The following is a 20,184-nucleotide window of genomic DNA, read 5'->3' as shown; positions in this document are numbered from 1 at the left end:
GCGCTTTGCGATTGTTACAATAGCATGACGGGCGCATAGGCCCGATCCGCCCGGATGGGGCGGCAATGAATGACCATATTGGAGTTATATATGCGACAGGCTTTTCAGGGCGCTGCGCTGGTGGTTGCGGTCGGCGTGCAGATGCTGACCTTCTATTCGGTGCTTTACGCCTGAGCGCGATCCGCGCTCATCTCTACCCCGAATCGTCGGGATATTAAAAAGCCGCCCATGGCCTATGCCGGGGCGGCTCTTTTATTATAAGCTGACTTTGTCCGATCTTGCCGTCGACTTACCCTTCCGCCAGCCAGCCTGCGAGCAAATAGGCCACAACGCCGACCGGGCCGAGTGCGCACAGCGTCAGCAGGACGGTGGCGACGCGGATCAGCGTGACGTCCAGCCCGGTGCGGTTGGACAAGCCCGCGCACACGCCCATGATCTTGCCGTGGCGACGGTCGAGGGTGAAGCTGTTGTTCATGAGTCTGGCCTTCTGATTTTGGGATTTTGGGAAAAAATGCGGGTCGATCAGGCGATCGGCAGGACCGGCACGGCGGCACCGACGAACAGGCTGGCGACGATGAAAGCGCCAACAAGGGCGACAGCGGCACTGTGGAACTTGGCGATGGACATGGTAGAAACTCCCTGATTTTTGGCTGGCCGGGCGATCCGGCCTTGATGCCCAACAGGTTTGCAGGAGCCGTGCCAATTTTGTTTTTCCGCAGAAATTGGCGACTTTCAGCGGCGAAAGGGAGAAACATGCGTGTGGAAGTTTCTGCGTGTTGGGAAAATTCACCGTTTATCGGGATAATTTCCATGGATGCGGCATGAGCAGCGCTTTGCTGTTCGTCTATGGCACGTTGCGGGCCGGTTTCGATGGGCCGATGGCGCGATGGCTGCGCAGCGTGGCGCCTGTCTTGGGACGGGCGACGGCGTGTGGTGCGCTGTATCGGGGCGATACTTATCCGGGCTTCGTGCCGGGTGATGAAGGGGTGGTTACGGGCGATCTGTTTGCCCTAGCCGATCCGGCCGCACTGCTGGCGCAGTTGGACGAGTATGAGGAATGTGCCGCGCATTTCCCGGAGCCGCATGAATATCGGCGCGCATTGGTGACCGTGCAGGGAGCCGACGGGCCGGTAGAGGCCTGGACCTATATCTATGCGCGCGATGTGGCGGGACTGCAGCGGATTGCGGGTGGGGATTTTTTTGGTGAGTAAATGGCCTTGGAGGCAAACTACCCCGTTCGTCGTTCGCCCTGAGTAGCCATTGAGCGAAGTCGAAATGGCGTATCGAAGGATCACACGCAGCGCATAATGCTTCGATACGGGCCTTCGGCTTCGCTCAGTCCCTAATCAGCACGAACGGCGTTTTTTTTATTTCTGCTTCATCGCCTGCACCGCCGCCAGCGTGGTTTTGACATGTTCGGCGTAGTTCATTTCGGAATGGACGAAGGCGATGCGGCCTGACGGGGCGATGACGTAGGAGGTGCGGTCGGTCATGCCGGGGCGCATCTTGAGCGCGACGTCATAGCCCGACACGATGCCCGGCCCAGCGGAAGCGACGGCGAATTTGCCCGCACATTCCTTGGTCGAAAAGGCGACCAGATCATCGACCGGGTCGGCCGACATGCCGATGACAGTGGCGCCAGCCGCCTTGAACTTGTCGATATTGTCGGCAAATTCGCGCGCTTCGGCCGAGCAGCCGGGCGTAAACGCCTTGGGGAAGAAATAGAGGACGACCGGACCGCGCTTCAACTGATGCGACAAGGTCAGGGTGAAAGTCTTGCCCGCCTGCGCGCCGCGCGTGGTGAAATCGGGCGCCTTGGCCCCGATGGCAAGGGCAGCCATAGCCCCGCTCGATCCCAGCAGGGTGGCAGCGGCGGCGAGCAACAGGGAGAGGCGCTTCATCATCAGGCTCCTTAAAATCACGGTCAGGCGGCGGGCGCGGGCGGCTCCCACAATTCGATGGCATTACCTTCGGGATCATGAATACGGGCAAAACGCCCGACATCGGGATGATCCCATTCGGGATTGGTGAAGACGACAATGTCAGCGTCCCGCAAGCCGTTCAGAAGGGAATCGAGATCGGACACGCGCAGATTGATCATGAACGCCTTGTCCGCAGCGAAATAATCGCTGTCGGCCTTGAACGCGGAAAAGACCATCGGGCCGCCCAATGTCCGCCAGGTCCATTCGTCGGGCTTTGCGTCGGGATCGGACACGCAGCCCGCGCCTACGCCCAGATGGGTGCGATACCAGGCGTTCAGCGCGTCGGGATCACGCGCGCGAAAAAATAATCCGCCCATTCCCAGCACCGGCATGACATGCTCTCCCTCTTTCACATCGGCGGGGAGAATAGCATGACGACGATCGTCGGTCACGATCAGGGACAGGAACCGCGGGACAGCTCGCCGGTTCTGTTATGATGCGCCATACCCTTGCCCTGCTACCGCTGATCGCCCTTGCCGCCTGCGACAAGCCTGCCGAAAAGCCGGAGGTGCAGCCCGGCGTGGTGACGAATATTAGTGACCGTACGGAGCGTACGCTGGATGTGCCGCCACCAGTTAACGCCACGGTGCCAACGCAGTCGCCCGTACCGGATGTGCGGGCATCCGGGATGATCCCCGCCGCATTGCTGGGCCGCTGGACCGGCGTGACAGACAAGTGCGGAGACCGGATGGCCGATCTGGAGCTGTATATCCTTCCGGACCAGCTTGTCTTTCACGAAAGCGTCGGCATGGTCGAGGCGGTGACGCCGGGGGATGATGGCCAATTGTCGGTTAAGGCCGCTTTCACCGGCGAGGGCCAAAGCTGGACGCGCAAGCTGGCGCTGCGCCCGGCAGCCGATGGCGCGACGCTGACGATTATCAATGACGGGACGGCAGTGACGCGCAAGCGCTGCTAGAAACGATCCGTTCGTTTCGAGCGTAGTCGAGAAACCTGCGCTAATGTTCGGGCTTCTCGACTTCGCTCGAAGCGAACGGTGTGATGGTTGCCGCTTCCCCCACCGCCACTTGGCCGCTACAGCCGGGCGATGATCGGCCGCCTGACCTTGAGCGATTTCCGCAATCATGCGGACGCGCTGATCGTGCCCGATCATGGCTTCATCCTGCTGACCGGCGACAATGGCGCAGGCAAGACCAATATATTGGAGGCGGTGTCGATGCTGGCGCCCGGACGCGGGCTGCGCGGCGCGGCGTTGCGGGCGATGGCGCGGCAGGACGGACCGGGCGGCTTTGGCATCGCGGCGGAGGTGGATGGCGCGGTGCTGGGCACCGGGGTTGCCGCCGCCACGCCCGACCGACGGCAGGTGCGGATTGGCGGGGTGGCATCGTCCGCCAATGCGCTGGCCGATCATCTGTCGATCGTCTGGCTGACCCCGGCGATGGACCGGCTGTTCCTCGACAGCCCCGGCGGGCGGCGGCGCTTTCTGGATCGGCTGACGCTGGCGCTGCACCCGGCCCATGCCGCGCACAGCGCGCGTTATGATGCGGCGATGCGCGCGCGCAACAGGCTGCTGTCCGATCCGCGCCGGGCCGATCCGGCATGGCTGTCCGCGCTGGAGGCGCAGATGGGCGAGCATGGCGCGACACTGGCGGCGGCGCGACGCGATCTGGTCACGCGGCTGAACCTGGCGCTGGCGGGGCAGCCTGACGCGCCCTTTGCCCGACCGTTGGTGACGATAGACAGCGAGGAGGATGATAGCGACTTGCCGCTTGGCGAGCGGCTGGGGCGGGAAAGACGGCGCGATGCGGCGGCGGGGCGCACCCTGTCCGGGCCGCACCGGCATGACCTGTCGGTGATCCACATTGCCAAGAAGCAGCCCGCCGCGCTCTGTTCGACCGGCGAGCAGAAGGCGCTGCTGCTATCGATCCTGCTGGCTCACGCTGCACTGGTGGCCGAGCATCGCGGCAAGCCGCCGGTGCTGTTGCTTGACGAAGTGGCGGCGCATCTCGACCCGTCGCGACGGGCCGCCCTGTTCGACCGATTGGAGGAAACGGGCGGGCAAGTGTGGATGACCGGGACGGAATCCAGTCTTTTCAACGAATTATCGTCGGCAACCCGGCTGACGGTAACGGGTGGCCACGTTTTTCGTTCCGCGACATAACCCGCCCCCGCAACGACTCGTCGCCCCGCGCTTTTCAACGCGCCTTCGCTCTGCCCTAAAGCCCCTCAACGGGGCAAAAGCCTGAAGCAAGGTCGGGGTCGCATTCGCATGATCAGTGGTTTTCAACGGCTTATCGCCGCTGCTCTTTGTGCGCTCTCTTTCCTGATCGTTTCGCCTGCGACCGCAGGCGTGCTGCAATGCGCGCCCTTTGCCCGTCAGGTGTCTGGCATCCAATTGCACGGCAACGCCAACACCTGGTGGAATCAGGCCCAGGGCCGTTATGATCGTGGGCATGAGCCCCGCGTCGGCGCTGTCCTGTCCTTCGCCTCCAGCCGCGCCATGCCGGTTGGCCATGTCGCCATGGTCAGCAAGGTGGTGAGCCAGCGCGAAGTGCTGCTGACCCATGCCAACTGGTCCTATCGCGGCGGCATCGAGCGCAATGTCCGCGCCGTCGACGTGTCGGCCAATAACGACTGGTCCGATGTCCGGGTCTGGTACGGCCCGATCGGCAATCTGGGGCTGCGCTCCAACCCGGCCAACGGCTTCATCTATGCCGACCAGCCCAAGACGATCGACCAGCCGGTGCAGGTCGCCATGGCCGATGCCAGCGTTACCGGCGCTGCCCGCTCTGCTTTTTGAACGGCTTAACCGCTTCATAACAGGTCAGGAACTAGGATCGATCCCGGTGGGGCGATTCTCAGGGTTTCGAGATCGCATATGGTTCGACAGTTTTGCTGGGCAGCGGTGTGCCTGCTGTCCGGTCTGAGCGCTGCACCCCTATGGGGTGCGAGCGCGCTGCAATGCGTCCCCTATGCGCGCATCGTGTCGGGGGTAGAGATTCGCGGCGATGCGCTGACCTGGTGGGACCAGGCGGCGGCGCAGTATAAGCGCGGGCCAAAGCCGAAAAAGGGCGCGGTGCTGGCCTTTCGTCCGGCTGGACCCATGACGTTGGGCCATGTCGCGGTGGTCAGCCGCGTGCTGGATGACCGGCGCGTGCTGATCCGTCATGCCAACTGGTCGGTGCCCGGCGCGATCGAGGAAGATGTGCTGGCGATCGACGTGTCCGATGCAGGCGACTGGAGCCAGGTGCGGGTGTGGCACAGCCCGACAGGCCAGATGGGCGCGCGCACCAACCCGACCTTCGGCTTCATCTATCCGGCCAAGGCGAAGCTGCACGACTTCACGCCCGACCCCGCGCTGGGCAGCAGCGTGCGCTTTGCCCGTGTCGATCGCCATCAATGGGACGAGGTGCAAGTGCCCGCCGCGATGACGACGCGACGTGCCGCGCCGCAAATGGCGCAGGTTAAGGCGAACGGACGCAAGCCCACGCCGCGACTGGAGGCCGATCCCTTTATCGTCGAATATGCTGACAGCGCCCCGTCGCAGCGGACTCTGAGCGCGATCATCGCCGATGTGAAGCGGGAAACGATGCTGAACTAATTGGCGCAGCAGCGCCGATGCCGGTCATTCGGCGTCGGCGGGCTTTTCTTCGGGCTCTGCCGCCGGAGTCTGGAACCAGGCTTCGACCGGGCCGCTCAGCTTGATCGTCAGCGGGTTGCCATGGCGATCGCGGGTCTTGCCGGCGGCGACGCGGATCCAGCCTTCGGAAATCGAATATTCCTCGACATCGTTACGCTCACGCCCCTTGAAGCGGATGCCGATGCCGCGCTGAAGCACATCCATGTTGAAATGGGGGCTGCGCGGGTTGGTGGACAGATGATCGGGGGGCGTGTCGCTCATGGTCAGATATTTCCTGCAAGGTTGCGCCCGCGCCTAGCCGTTTGCCCGTCCTGCTGCAACCCGCCTCCGGTCGGTGGCGGGTTGCTGGCTGGTCATGCGATCAGCGACAGATGCGCACGCGCACGTCACGGTCGCGATAATGGTCATAGCGCCATTCGGTCCAGCAGCGCTGGCGATAGCTGCGATAACGCCAGTCGCGCCGGTCGCCGCGCCAATGGCGGCGATTGTCCCAGCGCCTGTTGTCCCAGCGGCCATTATTCCAGTGATGGCCACGGTCGCCGCGCCAGCCATCGCGATAGCCGCCATAATATTGCGCCTGTGCCGGGGCTGCCATGCTGAGGCCCGCAATAGTCAGGCTGAGTGCCGCGGCACCTTTCCAGATGATGTTCATGTCGCTCTCTCCTCACATGCCCCGCCGCTCCAGAGGCGGGACCATGAGCGGGACAATGGCCCAAGCCGACTGAACCGTCCGCGAACACGCCATTTAGCGGCGGTTCAGCCAGTCAGCGCCCCTGGAGAGCGGCCTCCGCTTCTTGCATATAGTCGCGAGTGATCGGCAAAGTGCGGCGGTTGCGGGCATATTGGACCTGGTAATTGACCATGCCGCCATGCTCGAACACCGTCGCCGCGCCCGCCAGATAGAAGGTCCAGAGGCGAAAGAAGCGCTCGTCATAAAGGGCGATGATGTCGGCGCGGTGGGCCATTGCCCGCTTGTACCAGTGACGGATGGTCAGGCCATAATGGAGGCGCAGTACCTCCACATCGGTCACCATCAGCCGCGTCCCCTCACTGCCCGCCACCATTTCCGACAGGGCCGGGATATAGCCGCCGGGGAAGATATATTTCCGGGTGAAGGCGTCGGTGATGCCCGGCCCACCCATACGGCCGATCGTGTGGACCAGCATCACCCCATCGGGCGTTAGCAGGTCATGGCATGTGTTGAAGAAGGTGCGGTAATGGGCGGTGCCAACATGCTCAAACATGCCGACCGATACGATGCGGTCGAACGGTCCCTTCATGTCGCGATAGTCGATCAACTCGAAACGGACATGGTCTGCCACGCCCGCGTCGGCGGCGCGCTGGCGGGCGATCTTGAGCTGTTCTTCTGACAAAGTGATGCCGGTCACATCGACGCCGCAGGTGCGGTGGAGATAGAGCGCCATGCCGCCCCAGCCGCAGCCGATATCCAGCACCTTCATGCCCGGCTTCAGCAACAGCTTGGCGGCGATGTGGGCCTTCTTGTCCTCCTGCGCCTGATCCAGGCTGATGCCCGCGTCATTGTCGGCGTCGGGCCAGTAGGCGCAGCTATATTGGCGGTCGCGGTCGAGGAAGAGGGCGTAGAGCGCAGCAGACAGGTCGTAATGATGGGCGACATTGGCCCTGGCCCGCGCCTTGTGATTGGCGCGCCACAATTTTTGCCGTGCGCTACCAAACCCACGGGACAGCGCGCTTTTCGCGTCGATCGATCGGCCGCTTTCCCACGGATTATTGGCGCGGATCATGGAGAGAAATTCCATGATGCCGCCACCCTCTATCGTCACGCGCCCGTCAATATAGGCTTCGGCCATGCCCAACCGCGGATCGCGCACAATGTCGAAGGCGACCCGCTTGTCCTGCAACCGCAGCGCCAGATCGGGAAAGGCGGGGTCGGACTTGCCGACCGTAAAATGGGTGCCGTCAGGGGTGAAGATCGTCAACTGGCCGTGGGTGACCAGTCGCCGCAATATCCGCTCGAACAGTGTCATGGCAATAATCTGTCACCCCCGAAGGCGCAGGTCAAATCCCGGCATACCAGTCATAGCCGGCATAATCCTCCCAGTAACCGCCCTTCCCCTTGCCGATGCCGTCGAGCGATGCGACCGCTTCGATGCCCATCAGATATTTGGCCTGTTTATAGCCCAATTGCCGTTCGACCCGCAGCCGCAGCGGCGCGCCATTGGCGACGGTCAAGGGGCGATCATTAAGCGCATAGGCCAAGATCGTCTGGGGATGGAAGGCGTCGAACAGGTCGATACTCTCATAATAGGACCGTCCCCCGCCCATATCGTCGGCGCAGCGAAAGACGAGATAGCGGGCGCTGTCGCGCAATCCGGCGGCTTCCAGGATGGTTTTCAGCGGAACGCCGCGCCATTTGCCGATCGCGCTCCAGCCTTCGACACAATCATGGCGGGTGATCTGGGTGCGGTGGGGCATCGCCTGCAATTGCGCCAGAGAAAGGGACAGCGGGCGTGTCACCAGCCCCGTCACCGGCAGCCGCCAGTCGGCAAAGCCACCGCGCCACAGCGCCTTATAGGCCGGCGTATTGGGGTTGGCGGTGCCATTGGCGCGGAAGATTGGCGATATCTGGTCGGGGCGAAACTCCTGCGCCAGCGCGTCGCGCGCCATCAGGCTGCGTTGCGCCCAGCGGTGGAAATTTTCAGCCGAAAAGAGGGCTTCGCGCACGCTTTCATTCCGCCCCAGCCTGTCGCACCCCGCCAGCGTGGCGGTGGCTCCCAGCAGCAGGGTGCGGCGGGTGAGAATCATGGCCGCTCCTCCGGCAAGCGATAGCGGCCTGTGATCATTGATCGCACTTCGTTCACAGGCCCGGCCAGCAGCACCATCAAGATATGGACAAGGAAGAAGGCGACCAGCGCGAAGGCGGCGATGAAGTGGAGCGAGCGCGCCGATTGCCGCCCGCCGAAAGGATCGACCAGCCAGGGCCAGGCCGCGTTCATCCCCGGCGCCATGGTCAGCCCGGTCAGGATGATGAGCGGCAACAGGATGAAGATGACGCCGATATAGCTGGCCTTTTGCAGCACATTATAGCGCAGCGCCGCGTCGCCCGTGGGAAAGCGCAGCCGGGCATGATCCTTGATATCCTGCCAGATATGGCGCGGGGCAAGATCATCGCTACGGAAGGCGAGGTCGCGGACGATGTGCCGATTGGCGAGGCTCCAGAGCATGTAGAAAAGCAGCGCGAAGGCGAAGATCGGCGCGGCCGCCAGATGCCAGTGGCGCGACATGGCCAAGCTGTAGAGCGCAGGCAGGGTCAGCCAACCGGGAAAGCGATCAATCTCCAGCCAGGCCGCATCCAGATTCGCGCCATAATGCCCCCAATAGAGGCGGGGATGGGCGTTGAAGATGCCAAGCCCGCTGGTGAACAGCACATAGAGCAATGCCGCATTCAGCCAGTGCCATAGGCGCGTCGACAGGCGGTGCCGCCTGACCGTGCCGGTCTCATTTGGGGTCTGACTGTTCATGGTCGCTATCCTAACTGATCACGCCGCCCAGTCCACGAATGTTCGCCATGATGCACGCACAGCCATCCCATGGCATTGTTACACTTTTGCAACAGAAGGTTGAAATCATTTGAAATAAAGGTCTGACCCCTTTGCAAACCAAAAGGGCGAACCTAGATGGCGGTTGCGCGATACCGATGCCTATCGCGTCCATATAATCTCCAGACAAGGAGGAGATATGGGCAGGAGGAGTTGTGTTATTTCAGCCATGATTTCTTGGCACGGAACCTGAACGCCGGATGAATTTCTCTATTCGGCTATGAATATAAATATCGAGGACTTTATGAAAACTGTGATTTTCGCAGCGATTGCTGCTGCCTGCGTTTCGGCCCCTGCTTTCGCTCAGGATGCTGCGCCTTTCACCGGGCCGCGCGCTGGCGTAACGCTGGGCTATGACAATGCCGGCGACGAGGACGGCTTTGCCTATGGCGTGACCGCCGGTTATGACCTGGCGCTTGCCCCCCGCATCACCGGCGGCGTCGAAGTCAGCCTGGGCGACACCACTGTCGGCGATTCCGGCGTGGAACTCAGCCGTGATCTCGCCGCGTCGCTGCGCGTCGGCTTCGTCGCCACCCCGCGCGTCCTGGCGTTCGGCAAGGTCGGTTATGCCACCACCCGTTTTGAAGTCGCTGGCGACGGCATCGGTTTTGAGGGCGTCCGTTTCGGCGGCGGTCTGGAATTCGCGGCGACCCCCAACACCTATATCTCGGCTGAATATCAGCGCACCGAATATGAGCAGAATATCGGTGGCCGTGACACCGCGATGGTCGGCGTCGGTTTCCGCTTCTGATCCTTTTCAGGACCAGTTTGGAATAAGGAAAGGGCGGTCCGGCAACGGGTCGCCCTTTTTCTATGCAGGCAGGGATTGCAGGTCAGGCGCAACCCAATTGCGGCGCGCCGCGACGGACATCAGGGTGTCCTGCGACCAGTAAGTGAACAGCCAGTCCTTGTCCCCCAATGGCGATGCCATCAGCGTGGCGAAGGCCGATGCAGGCGTCACGTCCGGCGGCAGACCAGCCAGCAGCGCGCGGGTCATATACAACGACGCCTGGGTGATGGTTTCATGATAGCCGCCCGTGTCGCTGTTCACCCCGCCAACACTCTCATTATAGCGGCGGATCATGGCGGGCATGTCGCGTTCGGCTATGATTTCGGGACGTTGGAGAATCAGCCACAGCGCGGTCGCAAAGTGCGCGCCATGGGTCCATTGCGCCTTGGGCAGGGTGCAGGCGCAAAAGCCGGTGGCCAGCCGCTCAATCTCGTCATCGGTCATCATCATTCCCCCACATAAAAAGCCCCGCCGTGACGGGCGGGGCTTATGGCATCCTGTCTCCATCAGGAGAGGATCAGCCCAGCGCCGCCTGCTTTTCCTCCGCCAGCCGGTCGAGTTCGGCGCGGCTTTTCTTTTCACTCGCCGATTTCAATTGCCCGCAGGCCGCCATGATGTCGCGCCCGCGCGGGGTGCGGACGGGGGCGGAAATGCCACCTTCGAATACGATCGAACTGAACGATCGAATCCGCTCAGGCGTCGAACATTCATAGTCGGTGCCGGGCCAGGGGTTGAACGGGATCAGATTGACCTTGGCCGGCAGCTTATATTTGCGGATCAGGCGGACCAGTTCGCGCGCATCATCGTCGCTGTCATTCTTGTCCTTGATCATCACATATTCAAAGGTGATGCGGCGCGCATTGCTGGCCTTGGGATAGTCGGCGCAGGCCTGGAGCAACTCCTCTATCCCATATTTCTTGTTGATCGGCACCAGCTCGTCGCGCACTTCCTTGGTCACGGCATGGAGCGAAACGGCCAGGTTCACGCCGATTTCCTCGCTGGCGCGGGCCATCATCGGGATGACCCCGCTGGTCGACAGTGTGATGCGGCGGCGCGAGAGGGCCAGGCCATCGCCATCCATCACGACTTTCAGCGCATCGCGGACATGCTCGAAATTATAGAGCGGTTCGCCCATGCCCATCATCACGATGTTGGTCAGCATCCGCCCGTCGGGCGAATATTGCGGCGCGTCCTCATCCTCATCGTCCGGGATGGCGGCAGCGCTGCCCATATTGCCTTTGGGCCATTCGCCCAGCGCATCGCGCGCCAGCATCACCTGACCCACGATTTCGCCGGGCGTTAGATTGCGGACCAGGCGCATCGTGCCAGTGTGGCAGAAGCGGCAATTGAGCGTGCAACCGACCTGACTCGACACGCAGAGCGTGCCGCGATCCGCATCGGGAATGAACACCATTTCATAATCCTGCCCGTCGTCCGACCGGAGCAGCCATTTGCGGGTACCATCGGTGGACACCTGCGCCTCGACCACCTGCGGGCGACCGACAACGAAGCGCTCCGCCATCCAGCCGCGCATCGGCTTGGCCAGGTCAGTCATCGCCTCGAAATCGGTTTCGCCGCGATGATAGAGCCAGTGGAATAGTTGCTTGGAGCGCAGCTTGGCCGCTTTCATGTCCAGCCCGGCTTCCTCCAGCACGGACTTGATCTGCGGGCGCGACAGGCCGAGCAGGTCGGTGCGGCCATCGGTGCGCGGGGTCACGGCGCGCGGCACGGGCACAGGATCGATAAGGCCGGGAATCGGCATGATGGGGTTGGCGGCTGATTGCATGACCGCGCCCATAGTCGATTTTCGCGGATTATTAAAGCGCTGCCGCTTCACCGCAATCGCGCGCACCTCAGCGCCGCTGCGTCGATCGCCGTCGCTGCGCCGCGCAGGGCGTAGCTGTCGGCAAAGGCGCGGCCCTGCGCGTCGCTGGTCTGGACGCTCATGCTGCTGGCTGATCGCATGGCGGCGATGATCGCCGCGTCACCGCGAGGGTCGGCGGCCCAGGCGTCGCTCCGCCCCGCAACCAGGGTGAAGCGGCGTTCGCCGACGCTGAGCGTCACTAATGCCTTGTCTGCGCGGCTGCGGCTCAAGCGGAAATGGACCTGGCCCCGCACCTTCTGCCGCGGCCAGGTGCCGACCGAAGCGAAGCCAGGGCTGGCCCGGCCATCCCGTTTGGCTGGCCGAGCGATAGCATAGCAGCGCGGCCCATTCTGGCCATCTCCGGGATCGCGGAACGCCCCCCAGCGGTCGAACATGCCCAGCGAATCCCGCGCAATGGCAGGGGTTCCGGCCAGCAACAGGATCATCAATAGGGCAGCGATGCGGCTCATGCGCCATGGCAGAGCGCACCCTGTCCCGTTTTGCAAGCGTCCTGCTGTGGGAAAGCGTGAGCGAGTGCTTGCCCATGCCGCAACAGCGGTTATGAAGAACCATCCATCATAGTCACCCGGATTCGAGTGCATCCGGGCCACTTGCAGAAAAGAAACGGACAGAACAGGGACATGAAGGCCACCATCGAACGCGCGACGCTGTTGAAGAGCCTGAGCCACGTCCAGTCGGTGGTCGAGCGGCGCAATACGATTCCGATCCTGTCCAATGTGCTGATCGAGGCGTCGGCCGATGGCGCGATCAAGCTGATGGCGACCGATCTGGACCTTCAGGTCGTCGAAAGCATTTCCGCGCAGGTGGAGCAGGCTGGCGCGACCACCATTTCGGCCCACACCCTGTTCGACATCGCGCGCAAGCTGCCCGAAGGCAGCCAGGTGTCGCTGGCTGCGGCCGATGGCAAGATGCTGATCCAGGCCGGGCGGGCGCGCTTCAACCTGTCCACCCTGCCCCGTGACGATTTCCCGGTCATCGCCGAGGGCGACCTGCCGACCAGTTTCGAACTGCCCGCCGAGACATTGAAGCAGATCATCGACAAGACGCGCTTTGCGATCTCGACCGAAGAGACGCGCTATTATCTGAACGGCATTTATTTCCATGTGTCGGATGACGGCCAGCCGGTGCTGAAAGCCGCCGCGACCGACGGCCATCGCCTCGCCCGCGTCACTGTGCCCCGCCCCGATGGCGCGGACGGGATGCCCGGCATCATCATCCCGCGCAAATGTATCAGCGAATTGCGCAAATTGCTCGACGAGGTTGAGGGGTCGGTGCAGATTTCGCTGTCCGCCAGCAAGATCCGCTTTGGCCTGGGCAGCGCGATCCTGACCAGCAAGCTGATCGACGGCACGTTCCCCGATTATAGCCGCGTCATCCCGACCGCGAACGACAAGCTGCTCAAGATCGACCCACGGAGTTTCGAGGAAGGGGTGGATCGCGTCGCAACCATCGCGACCGAAAAGACCCGCGCGGTCAAAATGAGCCTGGACCGCGACAAGATCACCCTGTCGGTGACCAGCCCCGAAAATGGCACGGCGGCCGAAGAAGTGTCGGGCGTTTTTCAGGGCGAGGGTTTCGACATCGGTTTCAACGCTCGCTATCTGCTCGACATATTGGGCCAGATCGACAGTGAAACGGTAGAACTGCATCTGGCCGATGCCGCTGCACCGACGTTGATTCGCGAAAATGACCGCAGCCCGGCGCTCTATGTATTGATGCCGATGCGAGTTTAGATCGCGGTCGGTAATTTTCGGTACTTATTGTTCCGTTAATTACACAACAGTTTGGTCGTGTTGAGTAATCCTCCGTAAACGAACGGACGTTAAACAAAGCGCATGTCTCCATCGCGCGCGTCCCTTACCGATAGCCCCTCCCGTTCCATGTCGCTCATCGTGGCGCTGGGACTGGCGGAAAGCGGGACCGAGGTTGCCGCGTCCTGGATTTCGGGCGCTTTTGTTCAGATCGCGCGACTGTGGCCGCTGATTTTGCTGGCCAAACTGTGTGTCATCGCCCTGTTGGGCATCCCTTTCTATCGCCCCGGTGACAGTGAGCAGGCGGCGATCATGACCGCGATGCTGCTGGTGGATGGCGCATTGATGGTGGTGCCGCGCTGGTCGCTGTTTCAAGAGCGGATGCCGCATATCCAGAACTGGCTGATGCTGCCAATGCTGTTCCTGTCCGGCCTGACTTTCAGCCTGTGGCTGGGGCATGAGCCAAAGGCTGCGTCCGACTCGATGTTCCTGGCCGCAGTGCCGGAACTGGCGGTCGCGCTGCTGGCGGTGTGCATCTTTGGCGACAGGCGCTTGCTGGGGATCAGCTATTTTCTGGGCGCGCTGCTGGTGTCTGTCACGGAAAAGGCAGGTCTGGCGCAGGTTGGTCTGCTGGTCAGCTGCATTATCGTCATGGCGGTCGCGACGCTGCGGCAGGCAACGGCGGACCGGGAACGCGCGATCGAGCGCCACCGGCAGGATTTGCGCGCGCAACGGTCCGACCGGCTGTTGCAGGAACATGAGCGAACCGGGCGCGGCTGGTTCTGGGAAACCGACCGGCAGGGATGCCTGACCTATATTTCCGATACGCTGGCCCATACGCTCGATGCGCCCAAGGACGGGCTGATCGGCCGCCCGATCACCGAAATCATCCGGCCCGGCGACAAGCAGCAGGGTGATGGCGAACGCACGCTGGGCTTTCACCTGTCGGCGCGCACCGGCTTTTCCGACATATCCGTCCGCGCCGCCATGGCGAAGGAGGAGCGCTGGTGGTCGATTTCCGGCCAGCCGGTGTTCAACGAATATGGCCAGTTTCACGGCTTTCGCGGATCAGGCACGGACCTGACCGAAATGCGCCGCAGCCAGGCAGAGGTCACACGGCTGGCGCAGTTCGATTCGCTCACGGGCTTGGCCAACCGTATCCAGATGCTCCGCTCTCTGGAGCAGGCCGTCGCCGACCGGCATGGCAAGGCGGGCGATTGCGCGCTGATGATGCTGGACCTTGACCGGTTCAAAAGCGTCAACGACACGCTGGGCCATCCCGCAGGTGATGCGCTGTTGCGGCAGGTCAGCCAGCGATTGCAGCGGGTGGTCGGCGACCGGGGTCTAGTCGGGCGGCAGGGCGGCGACGAATTCAAGATTTTGCTGCCGGGGCGTCAGGACCAGACAATGCTGGCGCAGCTGGCGCAGAACATTATCGCCACCGTGTCCCAACCCTATTCGATTGAGGGAACGGCCGTCGTCATCGGCGTGTCGATCGGCATCTCCTCCTGCCCGCAGGATGGCGTGACCGCCGACGCGCTGATCCGCAACGCCGATCTGGCGCTCTACGCGGCCAAGGGCAATGGCCGGGGCGTCCATCGTTTCTATTCGTCGGACATGCACGCCGATGCGGAAGATCGCCGCGCGCTCGAGGAGGATTTGCGCCATGCGCTAGCCGCCGATGGTTTGCACCTGGTCTATCAGCCGGTGGTGTCGTCCAAGACGGAGCGGATTACCGGCTATGAAGCGCTGCTGCGCTGGAACCATCCGGTGCGTGGAGCGATCTCCCCTGCCCTGTTCATCCCGATCGCCGAGGATACCGGGCTGATCGCACAGATTGGCGAATGGGTACTGCGCACCGCCTGCCGCGATGCCGTCCAGTGGCAGGAGGATATCCGCGTCGCGGTCAATGTGTCACCGACCCAATTTGCCAATCCGGGTTTCCCGTCCACGGTGATGAACGCGCTGGCCAATGCGCAGCTTGCGCCCGAACGGCTGGAACTGGAAATCACCGAGAGCGTGTTCCTGAACGATGATGACGGCACCGACGCGATGTTCGCACGGCTCAAAGCGCTGGGCGTGCGGCTGGCGCTCGATGATTTCGGCACTGGTTATTCCTCGCTCGGCTATCTGAAAAAAGCGCCGTTCGACAAGATCAAGATCGACCAGAGCTTCGTACGCGGCGCCGCGACCAAGGGCAGCCGCAACAGCGCGATCATCAAGGCGATCGTCAGCCTGGCCGAGGCGCTGGGCATGGATACGACGGCCGAAGGCGCGGAGACGCAGGACGAACTGGCGCTGATCCGGCAATTGGGATGCAGTCATATCCAGGGCTATATCTATGGCCGCCCGATGCCCGCCGCCGACGTGCTGGCCGGCCAGCGTGCCACTGGTTCCGCCGCATCGGCTGACGGCTTCCAGTCCAGCCGCCCGGAACGCAAGACGATGCTGCGCACCATTGGCGTGCATCATGATGGCCATGTCTATACTGGCCGGGTCCGCAACATATCCGCCACCGGTGCGCTGATCGAGGGATTGTGGAACGTGCCGCTCGGCACATTGTTCGCGATCGAGCTGGGCGAAGGCCAGTTCATCAACGCCACCGCCCGCTGGTCCAAAGACGACCGTATGGGCGTGGAATTTGCCGGAACCGTGGACATCGCTGCGCTGCGTAATGCACCGAGGGCGCTGGCGTCATGACGGGTCGCCGGGATTACCGTTCCCAGCAATAAAATATCACGAAATCGTCCCGGAACTGCTCGTCTGCGCGGTGATTATGATCGGCACATACCCTTGATGGAGACAGCCGATGCAGGATAGAAATGATCGTGATGTGAAGGGACGCGGGCGTCGCAACGGGTTGGCCGTCATCGGCGTGGCGCTGGTTCTGGGCATCGCGACGCTGAGCGCCTATATGTTGTCGGGCAATGACGCCACGGTGAAGCCTGCCACAGGCACAGCACAGGCCATGGCGCTGGCCAGTTCCAATGCATCGACCCCTGATTGATCGGCACACATGAAAAAGGGGGCAGAAGCGATTGCCCCTGCCCCCTAATTCGTTAGTCGCACTATGATCAGGCGGCGATCGCCACCGGTTCCGCTTCCGCCTCGATGAGGCCGCGTGCCACGCTCTTGATCAGCTTCACAAAGCGGGTCGCTTCGCGCACTATCATCGCCTTGTTGAAGCAGGCAGCTGCCCCCCGGTCCATCGCTTCGGCGACGATCGGCGCGCCGTCACGCATCAGGCTGGATAACATGATCACCGGGCATGGTTCCATGTCCATAATCTCGTCCAATATCGTCATGCCGTCCTTACCAGGCATGGCGATGTCGAGCGTCACCACGTCGGGCTTTTCCGCCCGGATCATCTCGATCGCTTCCACCCCGTCGCGGGCGATGCCCACCACTTCGACCCGGCGGTCGCGTTCGAGCAGGGTTTCGATCATCGCACGGATGGTGAGCGAATCGTCGACCACCACAATTCTGATAGGCTTCATCTGCCGTCTCCCCGAACCGTTTATGCACATCATAACGACCGGGGGAGACCATGCTTTAGGCGTGGCTAACAGCAATTTAACTACGCGGGCGATTATTGGCGGCAAAATTGGGGAAGAAGAGCTTGCGGAAGCTGATCGTTACTGCGCGACCCAGCGGATCGAGATAATCCTGCTGGTAACGCAGCGGCGTCATGCCGGTTGCGTCAGTCACATCACGGCGCTGGTTGAAGATATTGTCGATGCCGATCGACAGCCGCGCGCCGCGCAGGAACGGAACGGATTTCACCAGTTGCGGCATCTGCCCCAGATTGGCGAAGATGCGCAGATTGACCGTTGCCAGACTGCCGAAGTCGAGCCGGGACGCCCCGCCAAGCGCGCCATCGACATGGGTGCCGCTTTCCCAGTCGACGCCCAGCCGCGCGCCGATGCCGTTATTCATGTAACCGATCCGCCCCTCCAGCTCATGACGCGGCTGGCCGCCTGACGATCCGGTCGCGTCGCCATCCAGCAGGTTGAGCTGTGGCACGCCCGGCGCGATCGTGATGCTCTCGGTCAGGTGCCAGGTGTGATAGAGGCTGAAGCTCAGCCGCCCGCCACCGCCGCCCGGTCCACGCGGGCCGCCAAAGCCGCCGCCGCCGGGGCCACGCGGTCGATCGCCGCCAGCGCCCATGCCACCCTCGCCACGCGGCCGGTCACCGCCTTCGCCGGGCGCGCGGGCGCCTTCGGGCCGGGGCTGGCGGTTGCCGAACAGAGCCTGCAATTCGGGCGGCCGATCCTCCGGCTTGCCGCCCGCCGCGCGCCAGGCCTCCATGACTTTCTGGATGTGCGATTTAAGCGGGATCGACAGGTCGAAGCCCCAGCGCAGCTGTTCGCTTTGCGAGCGGAGGAAATTGGTCGGGCGCGTGTCGATCTGGAGCAGATTGCCGTCCGCATCGCGCAGGAAGCGCTGGGGGAAAGCCGCCTCGATCGCCGGGGTGGGTGACGGGAAGGCCGCGATCGGGTTGCTGGTACGGCTGTTCAGATAGGTGGCGGTCAGCGTCAGATTGGGCTTGTCGAACGGCTTGATCGTCGCGCCGAGGCGGAACTGGTCGCGCACGCTTTCGCGCAGGGTCGCATTGCCGCCGGACAGCTGAGTGACGAACACGCTCTGCCCGGTCGCATAGTCGAATATGGTGACATTGGGGGTGGCGATCAGCGGATCGGTGATCTGCGTGCCGGTCGGCGCCGCGCGATCCTGATTGGCGGACATCAAAAGCTGGACCACCTTGATCGGCTGCCAGCGCAGACCATAGCCGAGCGTCGAGAGGGTGCCGAAGTCGGAAAGCTGCTGCGCGGCGAGGTTCAGGTTCACGCCGATGTCGCCGACCGCGCCCAGCACGTCGCGCGACCGGCTGGTGAGCGGCAGGTCGAGGCTTACCTGACCACTGGCAATCTCCCGGCTATAGTCGGACCGGCTTTCGATCCCGGCGCGGGTGGAGCGGCTTTCAAAGCCGTTGGCCGACGCGCCGATGCGCACGGAGGTCATCGCCTGCCCGGCGGGCAGGTCGAACAGTGCGCCGCTGACCAGCAGGTCGCCCTGCACCGCCTGCGACTTGGCGCGCGCACGATCGGTCAGGCGGGTGGCGAGCAGGTCGGGAGCGAAGCTGGCATAGGGATTGACGCTGGCGTCACCGGCATCGAGAGCCGCCTGGATCGCGCCGGTCGCCACGCCCCGGTCGGTGCGGGTGCGGGTGATCGACAGGTCGCCATTGCCGGTGAAGGACCATTGCCAGCTGCCCCCCAGCCGCCCGTTCAGCGTCACGCCGATATGCGCCGTCGTACCGCGCACCTGCTGCCCCAGCGCGCCGGGCTGGACCAGATAGCGGGACAGGGCAACGTCATTGGCGAAGGGGGAGAAGGGGCTGGCCGCTGGCAGTGTCAGTGCTGCTTGGGAGAGGCCTTGCAGCGAATCGCTGTCGGACAGTTCCAGCCGCCCGTTGATCGTCGCCGACACGCCGCCCAGGGCGCGGGCGAGGGTGGCGTTGGCGCTGAAATTTTCGGTTGCGGGGCTGAGCGTGCGATAGGGGGTGAGGTCGATGGCTTCGCTTGTCGTTGCGCCGGGGACGAAGCTGGCGAGGGTCGGCAGGGCCGTCGCGGCGCTGGTGGGGATGCCGGTCTGGGTCACAGTCGCGCCTGCCAGCGCGGAGAGCGCCGGGTCGATTTCCGCGCCGCGCGTGGTGGCGGTGACGCGGGAGGTGCCGGTGTTGACGATGTCGCGCTCGCTCTCCAGCAATTGCGCGGCGCGGCTATATTTGACGTTCAGGGTGAAGCGATTGTCGCCCTGGATGCGCAGGAAACCGCCCTCCGCCTGGCCATTGTCGCGGCCGCCGTCGGTGGTGGTGCCGCCGCGCAGGTCGATGCTTTCGGCGCGGAAACGCTGGCGCAGGACGATGTTGACGACCTTTTGCGTGGGCGCATAGCCATAGGAGAGCGCGACCTGTTCGGGCAATATATCGACCCGCGCGACGGCTTCGGACGGGAGGTCGGAAATTTCCGAGAAGCTGGAAATCCGCTTGCCATTGAGTAGGACGACGGGCGATCCGTTGGTCTGGGGCGACAATTCGGTGAGCAGTTCGGAGATGGAGGTGACGCCGAGCGCGCGCACATCCGCGCCGCTTAGCTGCTGTTCCGGCTCGATGTTGCCCAGCACCGCGCCGCGCTGCGGCTGGCCGGTGACGATTATTTCCTCGCCATCGTCCATTTGCGGGGCAGCCTGTGGCGCAACTTGCGCCATCAATGCGCCGGGCGCGGCCCCCAGCATCAACGAAAACAGAACGAACGAAGTGGATCGGCGCACGCATTTACCCCCGGACAAAATTCTTGCCTCTCCCTCTAGCGGGCAGTTGTCGCAAAATATTGGCAAGGGCCAGCGGGAATTGTCGCAAGATGTAATGGGGGCGCGGAACTTCGCTAACTTCGCCCATGTCGCGCATGGAAATTTCATGCCCAAGTTGAACAGTGCCAGCGGAACACGCAGAGAACGTGAGCTGGTAAGTATCTGATATCGCTGGGCGTGGATTTGGTGGCAAAACCGGGTGTGCTAACAACATTTTGCCTGTGACTG

At 63.0% G+C, this 20,184-nt stretch carries 23 protein-coding genes; 9 read left to right on the top strand and 14 right to left on the bottom strand.

The window, feature by feature from the left end; all coding sequences use genetic code 11:
- Positions 1-289 precede the first annotated feature (289 nt).
- Positions 290-475, bottom strand: a complete 186-nt coding sequence (locus tag Q0D44_RS13240) for a PspC domain-containing protein (RefSeq protein ID WP_217674220.1) — start codon at positions 473-475, stop codon at positions 290-292.
- A 346-nt stretch (positions 476-821) separates the two neighbouring features.
- Between Q0D44_RS13240 and Q0D44_RS13235 the strand changes: the two genes are divergently transcribed.
- Positions 822-1,211: a gamma-glutamylcyclotransferase family protein gene (locus Q0D44_RS13235; RefSeq protein ID WP_294137055.1), complete on the top strand. Its 390-nt coding sequence runs from the start codon at positions 822-824 to the stop codon at positions 1,209-1,211.
- 156 nt (positions 1,212-1,367) lie between these two features.
- Here the strand turns inward: Q0D44_RS13235 and Q0D44_RS13230 are convergent, their stop codons facing one another.
- Positions 1,368-1,901, bottom strand: coding sequence for a peroxiredoxin (locus Q0D44_RS13230; RefSeq protein ID WP_119750065.1), 534 nt, complete (start codon positions 1,899-1,901; stop codon positions 1,368-1,370).
- Between the two features lie 23 nt (positions 1,902-1,924).
- Entirely contained in the window at positions 1,925-2,314 is a 390-nt protein-coding gene (locus Q0D44_RS13225) for a VOC family protein (protein WP_294137054.1), read from the bottom strand.
- Positions 2,315-2,415: 101 nt separating this feature from the next.
- Here Q0D44_RS13225 and Q0D44_RS13220 point away from each other — a divergent pair, with 101 nt between their 5' ends.
- From Q0D44_RS13220 to Q0D44_RS13205, 4 genes are all read left to right on the top strand, one after another.
- Entirely contained in the window at positions 2,416-2,898 is a 483-nt protein-coding gene (locus Q0D44_RS13220) for a hypothetical protein (protein WP_366009531.1), read from the top strand.
- A 129-nt stretch (positions 2,899-3,027) separates the two neighbouring features.
- Positions 3,028-4,101 (top strand): DNA replication/repair protein RecF, encoded by a 1,074-nt coding sequence (recF, locus tag Q0D44_RS13215; RefSeq protein WP_294137145.1) that lies wholly within the window; start codon positions 3,028-3,030, stop codon positions 4,099-4,101.
- Between the two features lie 108 nt (positions 4,102-4,209).
- Positions 4,210-4,740, top strand: a complete 531-nt coding sequence (locus Q0D44_RS13210) for a CHAP domain-containing protein (protein ID WP_294137053.1) — start codon at positions 4,210-4,212, stop codon at positions 4,738-4,740.
- Positions 4,741-4,818: 78 nt separating this feature from the next.
- A complete protein-coding gene (locus Q0D44_RS13205; protein WP_294137052.1) occupies positions 4,819-5,541 on the top strand; it encodes a CHAP domain-containing protein in 723 nt (240 codons plus the stop codon).
- A gap of 24 nt (positions 5,542-5,565) precedes the next feature.
- Here the strand turns inward: Q0D44_RS13205 and Q0D44_RS13200 are convergent, their stop codons facing one another.
- The 5 genes from Q0D44_RS13200 to Q0D44_RS13180 all read right to left on the bottom strand — a co-directional run bounded on the left by Q0D44_RS13200 (position 5,566) and on the right by Q0D44_RS13180 (position 9,080).
- Positions 5,566-5,841 (bottom strand): DUF3297 family protein, encoded by a 276-nt coding sequence (locus Q0D44_RS13200; protein ID WP_294137051.1) that lies wholly within the window; start codon positions 5,839-5,841, stop codon positions 5,566-5,568.
- A gap of 100 nt (positions 5,842-5,941) precedes the next feature.
- Entirely contained in the window at positions 5,942-6,232 is a 291-nt protein-coding gene (locus Q0D44_RS13195; protein ID WP_294137050.1) for a hypothetical protein, read from the bottom strand.
- A 112-nt stretch (positions 6,233-6,344) separates the two neighbouring features.
- Entirely contained in the window at positions 6,345-7,586 is a 1,242-nt protein-coding gene (locus Q0D44_RS13190) for a cyclopropane-fatty-acyl-phospholipid synthase family protein (RefSeq protein WP_294137049.1), read from the bottom strand.
- 31 nt (positions 7,587-7,617) lie between these two features.
- The gene (locus tag Q0D44_RS13185; protein WP_294137048.1) at positions 7,618-8,364 is read right to left on the bottom strand and encodes a molybdopterin-binding protein; all 747 of its coding nucleotides are present in this window, start codon (positions 8,362-8,364) and stop codon (positions 7,618-7,620) included.
- On the bottom strand, positions 8,361-9,080 hold the full coding sequence (locus Q0D44_RS13180) for a cytochrome b/b6 domain-containing protein (RefSeq protein ID WP_294137047.1): 720 nt from the start codon (positions 9,078-9,080) through the stop codon (positions 8,361-8,363). The genes Q0D44_RS13185 and Q0D44_RS13180 overlap by 4 nt, the downstream gene beginning before the upstream one ends.
- Positions 9,081-9,402: 322 nt before the next feature.
- Between Q0D44_RS13180 and Q0D44_RS13175 the strand changes: the two genes are divergently transcribed.
- Positions 9,403-9,909: a porin family protein gene (locus Q0D44_RS13175; protein WP_294137046.1), complete on the top strand. Its 507-nt coding sequence runs from the start codon at positions 9,403-9,405 to the stop codon at positions 9,907-9,909.
- Positions 9,910-9,969: 60 nt separating this feature from the next.
- On the opposite strand, the gene Q0D44_RS13170 is transcribed toward Q0D44_RS13175, so the two are convergent.
- From Q0D44_RS13170 to Q0D44_RS13160, 3 genes are all read right to left on the bottom strand, one after another.
- Complete coding sequence (locus Q0D44_RS13170) at positions 9,970-10,392, bottom strand: hypothetical protein (protein WP_294137144.1); 423 nt, start codon at positions 10,390-10,392, stop codon at positions 9,970-9,972.
- Positions 10,393-10,465: 73 nt separating this feature from the next.
- Positions 10,466-11,734, bottom strand: a complete 1,269-nt coding sequence (rlmN, locus tag Q0D44_RS13165; protein WP_294137045.1) for a 23S rRNA (adenine(2503)-C(2))-methyltransferase RlmN — start codon at positions 11,732-11,734, stop codon at positions 10,466-10,468.
- Positions 11,735-11,781: 47 nt separating this feature from the next.
- Positions 11,782-12,282, bottom strand: coding sequence for a hypothetical protein (locus Q0D44_RS13160; RefSeq protein ID WP_294137044.1), 501 nt, complete (start codon positions 12,280-12,282; stop codon positions 11,782-11,784).
- A 171-nt stretch (positions 12,283-12,453) separates the two neighbouring features.
- Here Q0D44_RS13160 and dnaN point away from each other — a divergent pair, with 171 nt between their 5' ends.
- The 3 genes from dnaN to Q0D44_RS13145 all read left to right on the top strand — a co-directional run bounded on the left by dnaN (position 12,454) and on the right by Q0D44_RS13145 (position 16,591).
- Positions 12,454-13,566, top strand: a complete 1,113-nt coding sequence (gene dnaN, locus Q0D44_RS13155) for a DNA polymerase III subunit beta (protein WP_294137043.1) — start codon at positions 12,454-12,456, stop codon at positions 13,564-13,566.
- 102 nt (positions 13,567-13,668) lie between these two features.
- Positions 13,669-16,284 carry an EAL domain-containing protein gene (locus Q0D44_RS13150; RefSeq protein WP_294137042.1) on the top strand — a complete coding sequence of 872 codons (2,616 nt, stop codon included), beginning with the start codon at positions 13,669-13,671 and terminating at the stop codon, positions 16,282-16,284.
- A gap of 109 nt (positions 16,285-16,393) precedes the next feature.
- Complete coding sequence (locus Q0D44_RS13145; protein WP_294137041.1) at positions 16,394-16,591, top strand: hypothetical protein; 198 nt, start codon at positions 16,394-16,396, stop codon at positions 16,589-16,591.
- A 67-nt stretch (positions 16,592-16,658) separates the two neighbouring features.
- Here Q0D44_RS13145 and Q0D44_RS13140 read toward each other — a convergent pair whose 3' ends face one another.
- The 3 genes from Q0D44_RS13140 to Q0D44_RS13130 form a co-directional block, all read right to left on the bottom strand.
- Positions 16,659-17,081, bottom strand: coding sequence for a response regulator (locus Q0D44_RS13140; protein WP_294137040.1), 423 nt, complete (start codon positions 17,079-17,081; stop codon positions 16,659-16,661).
- Between the two features lie 76 nt (positions 17,082-17,157).
- Positions 17,158-19,917, bottom strand: coding sequence for a TonB-dependent receptor (locus Q0D44_RS13135; RefSeq protein WP_294137039.1), 2,760 nt, complete (start codon positions 19,915-19,917; stop codon positions 17,158-17,160).
- A gap of 4 nt (positions 19,918-19,921) precedes the next feature.
- Positions 19,922-20,184: hypothetical protein (locus Q0D44_RS13130; RefSeq protein WP_294137038.1), on the bottom strand; the 263-nt coding region annotated here is incomplete at its 5' end.

The sequence above is a fragment of the Sphingobium sp. genome (genome assembly GCA_023266575.1).
Taxonomy (GTDB): Bacteria; Pseudomonadota; Alphaproteobacteria; order Sphingomonadales; family Sphingomonadaceae; genus Sphingobium.
The sequence above is the reverse complement of the archived record's forward strand: the minus strand, read 5'-3'. Positions and strand labels throughout refer to the sequence as shown.

Bases quoted from the DNA above. Each gene is read 5' to 3' on its own strand.
- Q0D44_RS13240 (WP_217674220.1), bottom strand. From the start codon at position 475: ATGAACAACAGCTTCACCCTCGACCGTCGCCACGGCAAGATCATGGGC.
- Q0D44_RS13235 (WP_294137055.1), top strand. From the start codon at position 822: ATGAGCAGCGCTTTGCTGTTCGTCTATGGCACGTTGCGGGCCGGTTTC.
- Q0D44_RS13230 (WP_119750065.1), bottom strand. From the start codon at position 1,901: ATGAAGCGCCTCTCCCTGTTGCTCGCCGCCGCTGCCACCCTGCTGGGA.
- Q0D44_RS13225 (WP_294137054.1), bottom strand. From the start codon at position 2,314: ATGCCGGTGCTGGGAATGGGCGGATTATTTTTTCGCGCGCGTGATCCC.
- Q0D44_RS13220 (WP_366009531.1), top strand. From the start codon at position 2,416: ATGATGCGCCATACCCTTGCCCTGCTACCGCTGATCGCCCTTGCCGCC.
- recF (WP_294137145.1), top strand. From the start codon at position 3,028: ATGATCGGCCGCCTGACCTTGAGCGATTTCCGCAATCATGCGGACGCG.
- Q0D44_RS13210 (WP_294137053.1), top strand. From the start codon at position 4,210: ATGATCAGTGGTTTTCAACGGCTTATCGCCGCTGCTCTTTGTGCGCTC.
- Q0D44_RS13205 (WP_294137052.1), top strand. From the start codon at position 4,819: ATGGTTCGACAGTTTTGCTGGGCAGCGGTGTGCCTGCTGTCCGGTCTG.
- Q0D44_RS13200 (WP_294137051.1), bottom strand. From the start codon at position 5,841: ATGAGCGACACGCCCCCCGATCATCTGTCCACCAACCCGCGCAGCCCC.
- Q0D44_RS13195 (WP_294137050.1), bottom strand. From the start codon at position 6,232: ATGAACATCATCTGGAAAGGTGCCGCGGCACTCAGCCTGACTATTGCG.
- Q0D44_RS13190 (WP_294137049.1), bottom strand. From the start codon at position 7,586: ATGACACTGTTCGAGCGGATATTGCGGCGACTGGTCACCCACGGCCAG.
- Q0D44_RS13185 (WP_294137048.1), bottom strand. From the start codon at position 8,364: ATGATTCTCACCCGCCGCACCCTGCTGCTGGGAGCCACCGCCACGCTG.
- Q0D44_RS13180 (WP_294137047.1), bottom strand. From the start codon at position 9,080: ATGAACAGTCAGACCCCAAATGAGACCGGCACGGTCAGGCGGCACCGC.
- Q0D44_RS13175 (WP_294137046.1), top strand. From the start codon at position 9,403: ATGAAAACTGTGATTTTCGCAGCGATTGCTGCTGCCTGCGTTTCGGCC.
- Q0D44_RS13170 (WP_294137144.1), bottom strand. From the start codon at position 10,392: ATGACCGATGACGAGATTGAGCGGCTGGCCACCGGCTTTTGCGCCTGC.
- rlmN (WP_294137045.1), bottom strand. From the start codon at position 11,734: ATGCAATCAGCCGCCAACCCCATCATGCCGATTCCCGGCCTTATCGAT.
- Q0D44_RS13160 (WP_294137044.1), bottom strand. From the start codon at position 12,282: ATGAGCCGCATCGCTGCCCTATTGATGATCCTGTTGCTGGCCGGAACC.
- dnaN (WP_294137043.1), top strand. From the start codon at position 12,454: ATGAAGGCCACCATCGAACGCGCGACGCTGTTGAAGAGCCTGAGCCAC.
- Q0D44_RS13150 (WP_294137042.1), top strand. From the start codon at position 13,669: ATGTCTCCATCGCGCGCGTCCCTTACCGATAGCCCCTCCCGTTCCATG.
- Q0D44_RS13145 (WP_294137041.1), top strand. From the start codon at position 16,394: ATGCAGGATAGAAATGATCGTGATGTGAAGGGACGCGGGCGTCGCAAC.
- Q0D44_RS13140 (WP_294137040.1), bottom strand. From the start codon at position 17,081: ATGAAGCCTATCAGAATTGTGGTGGTCGACGATTCGCTCACCATCCGT.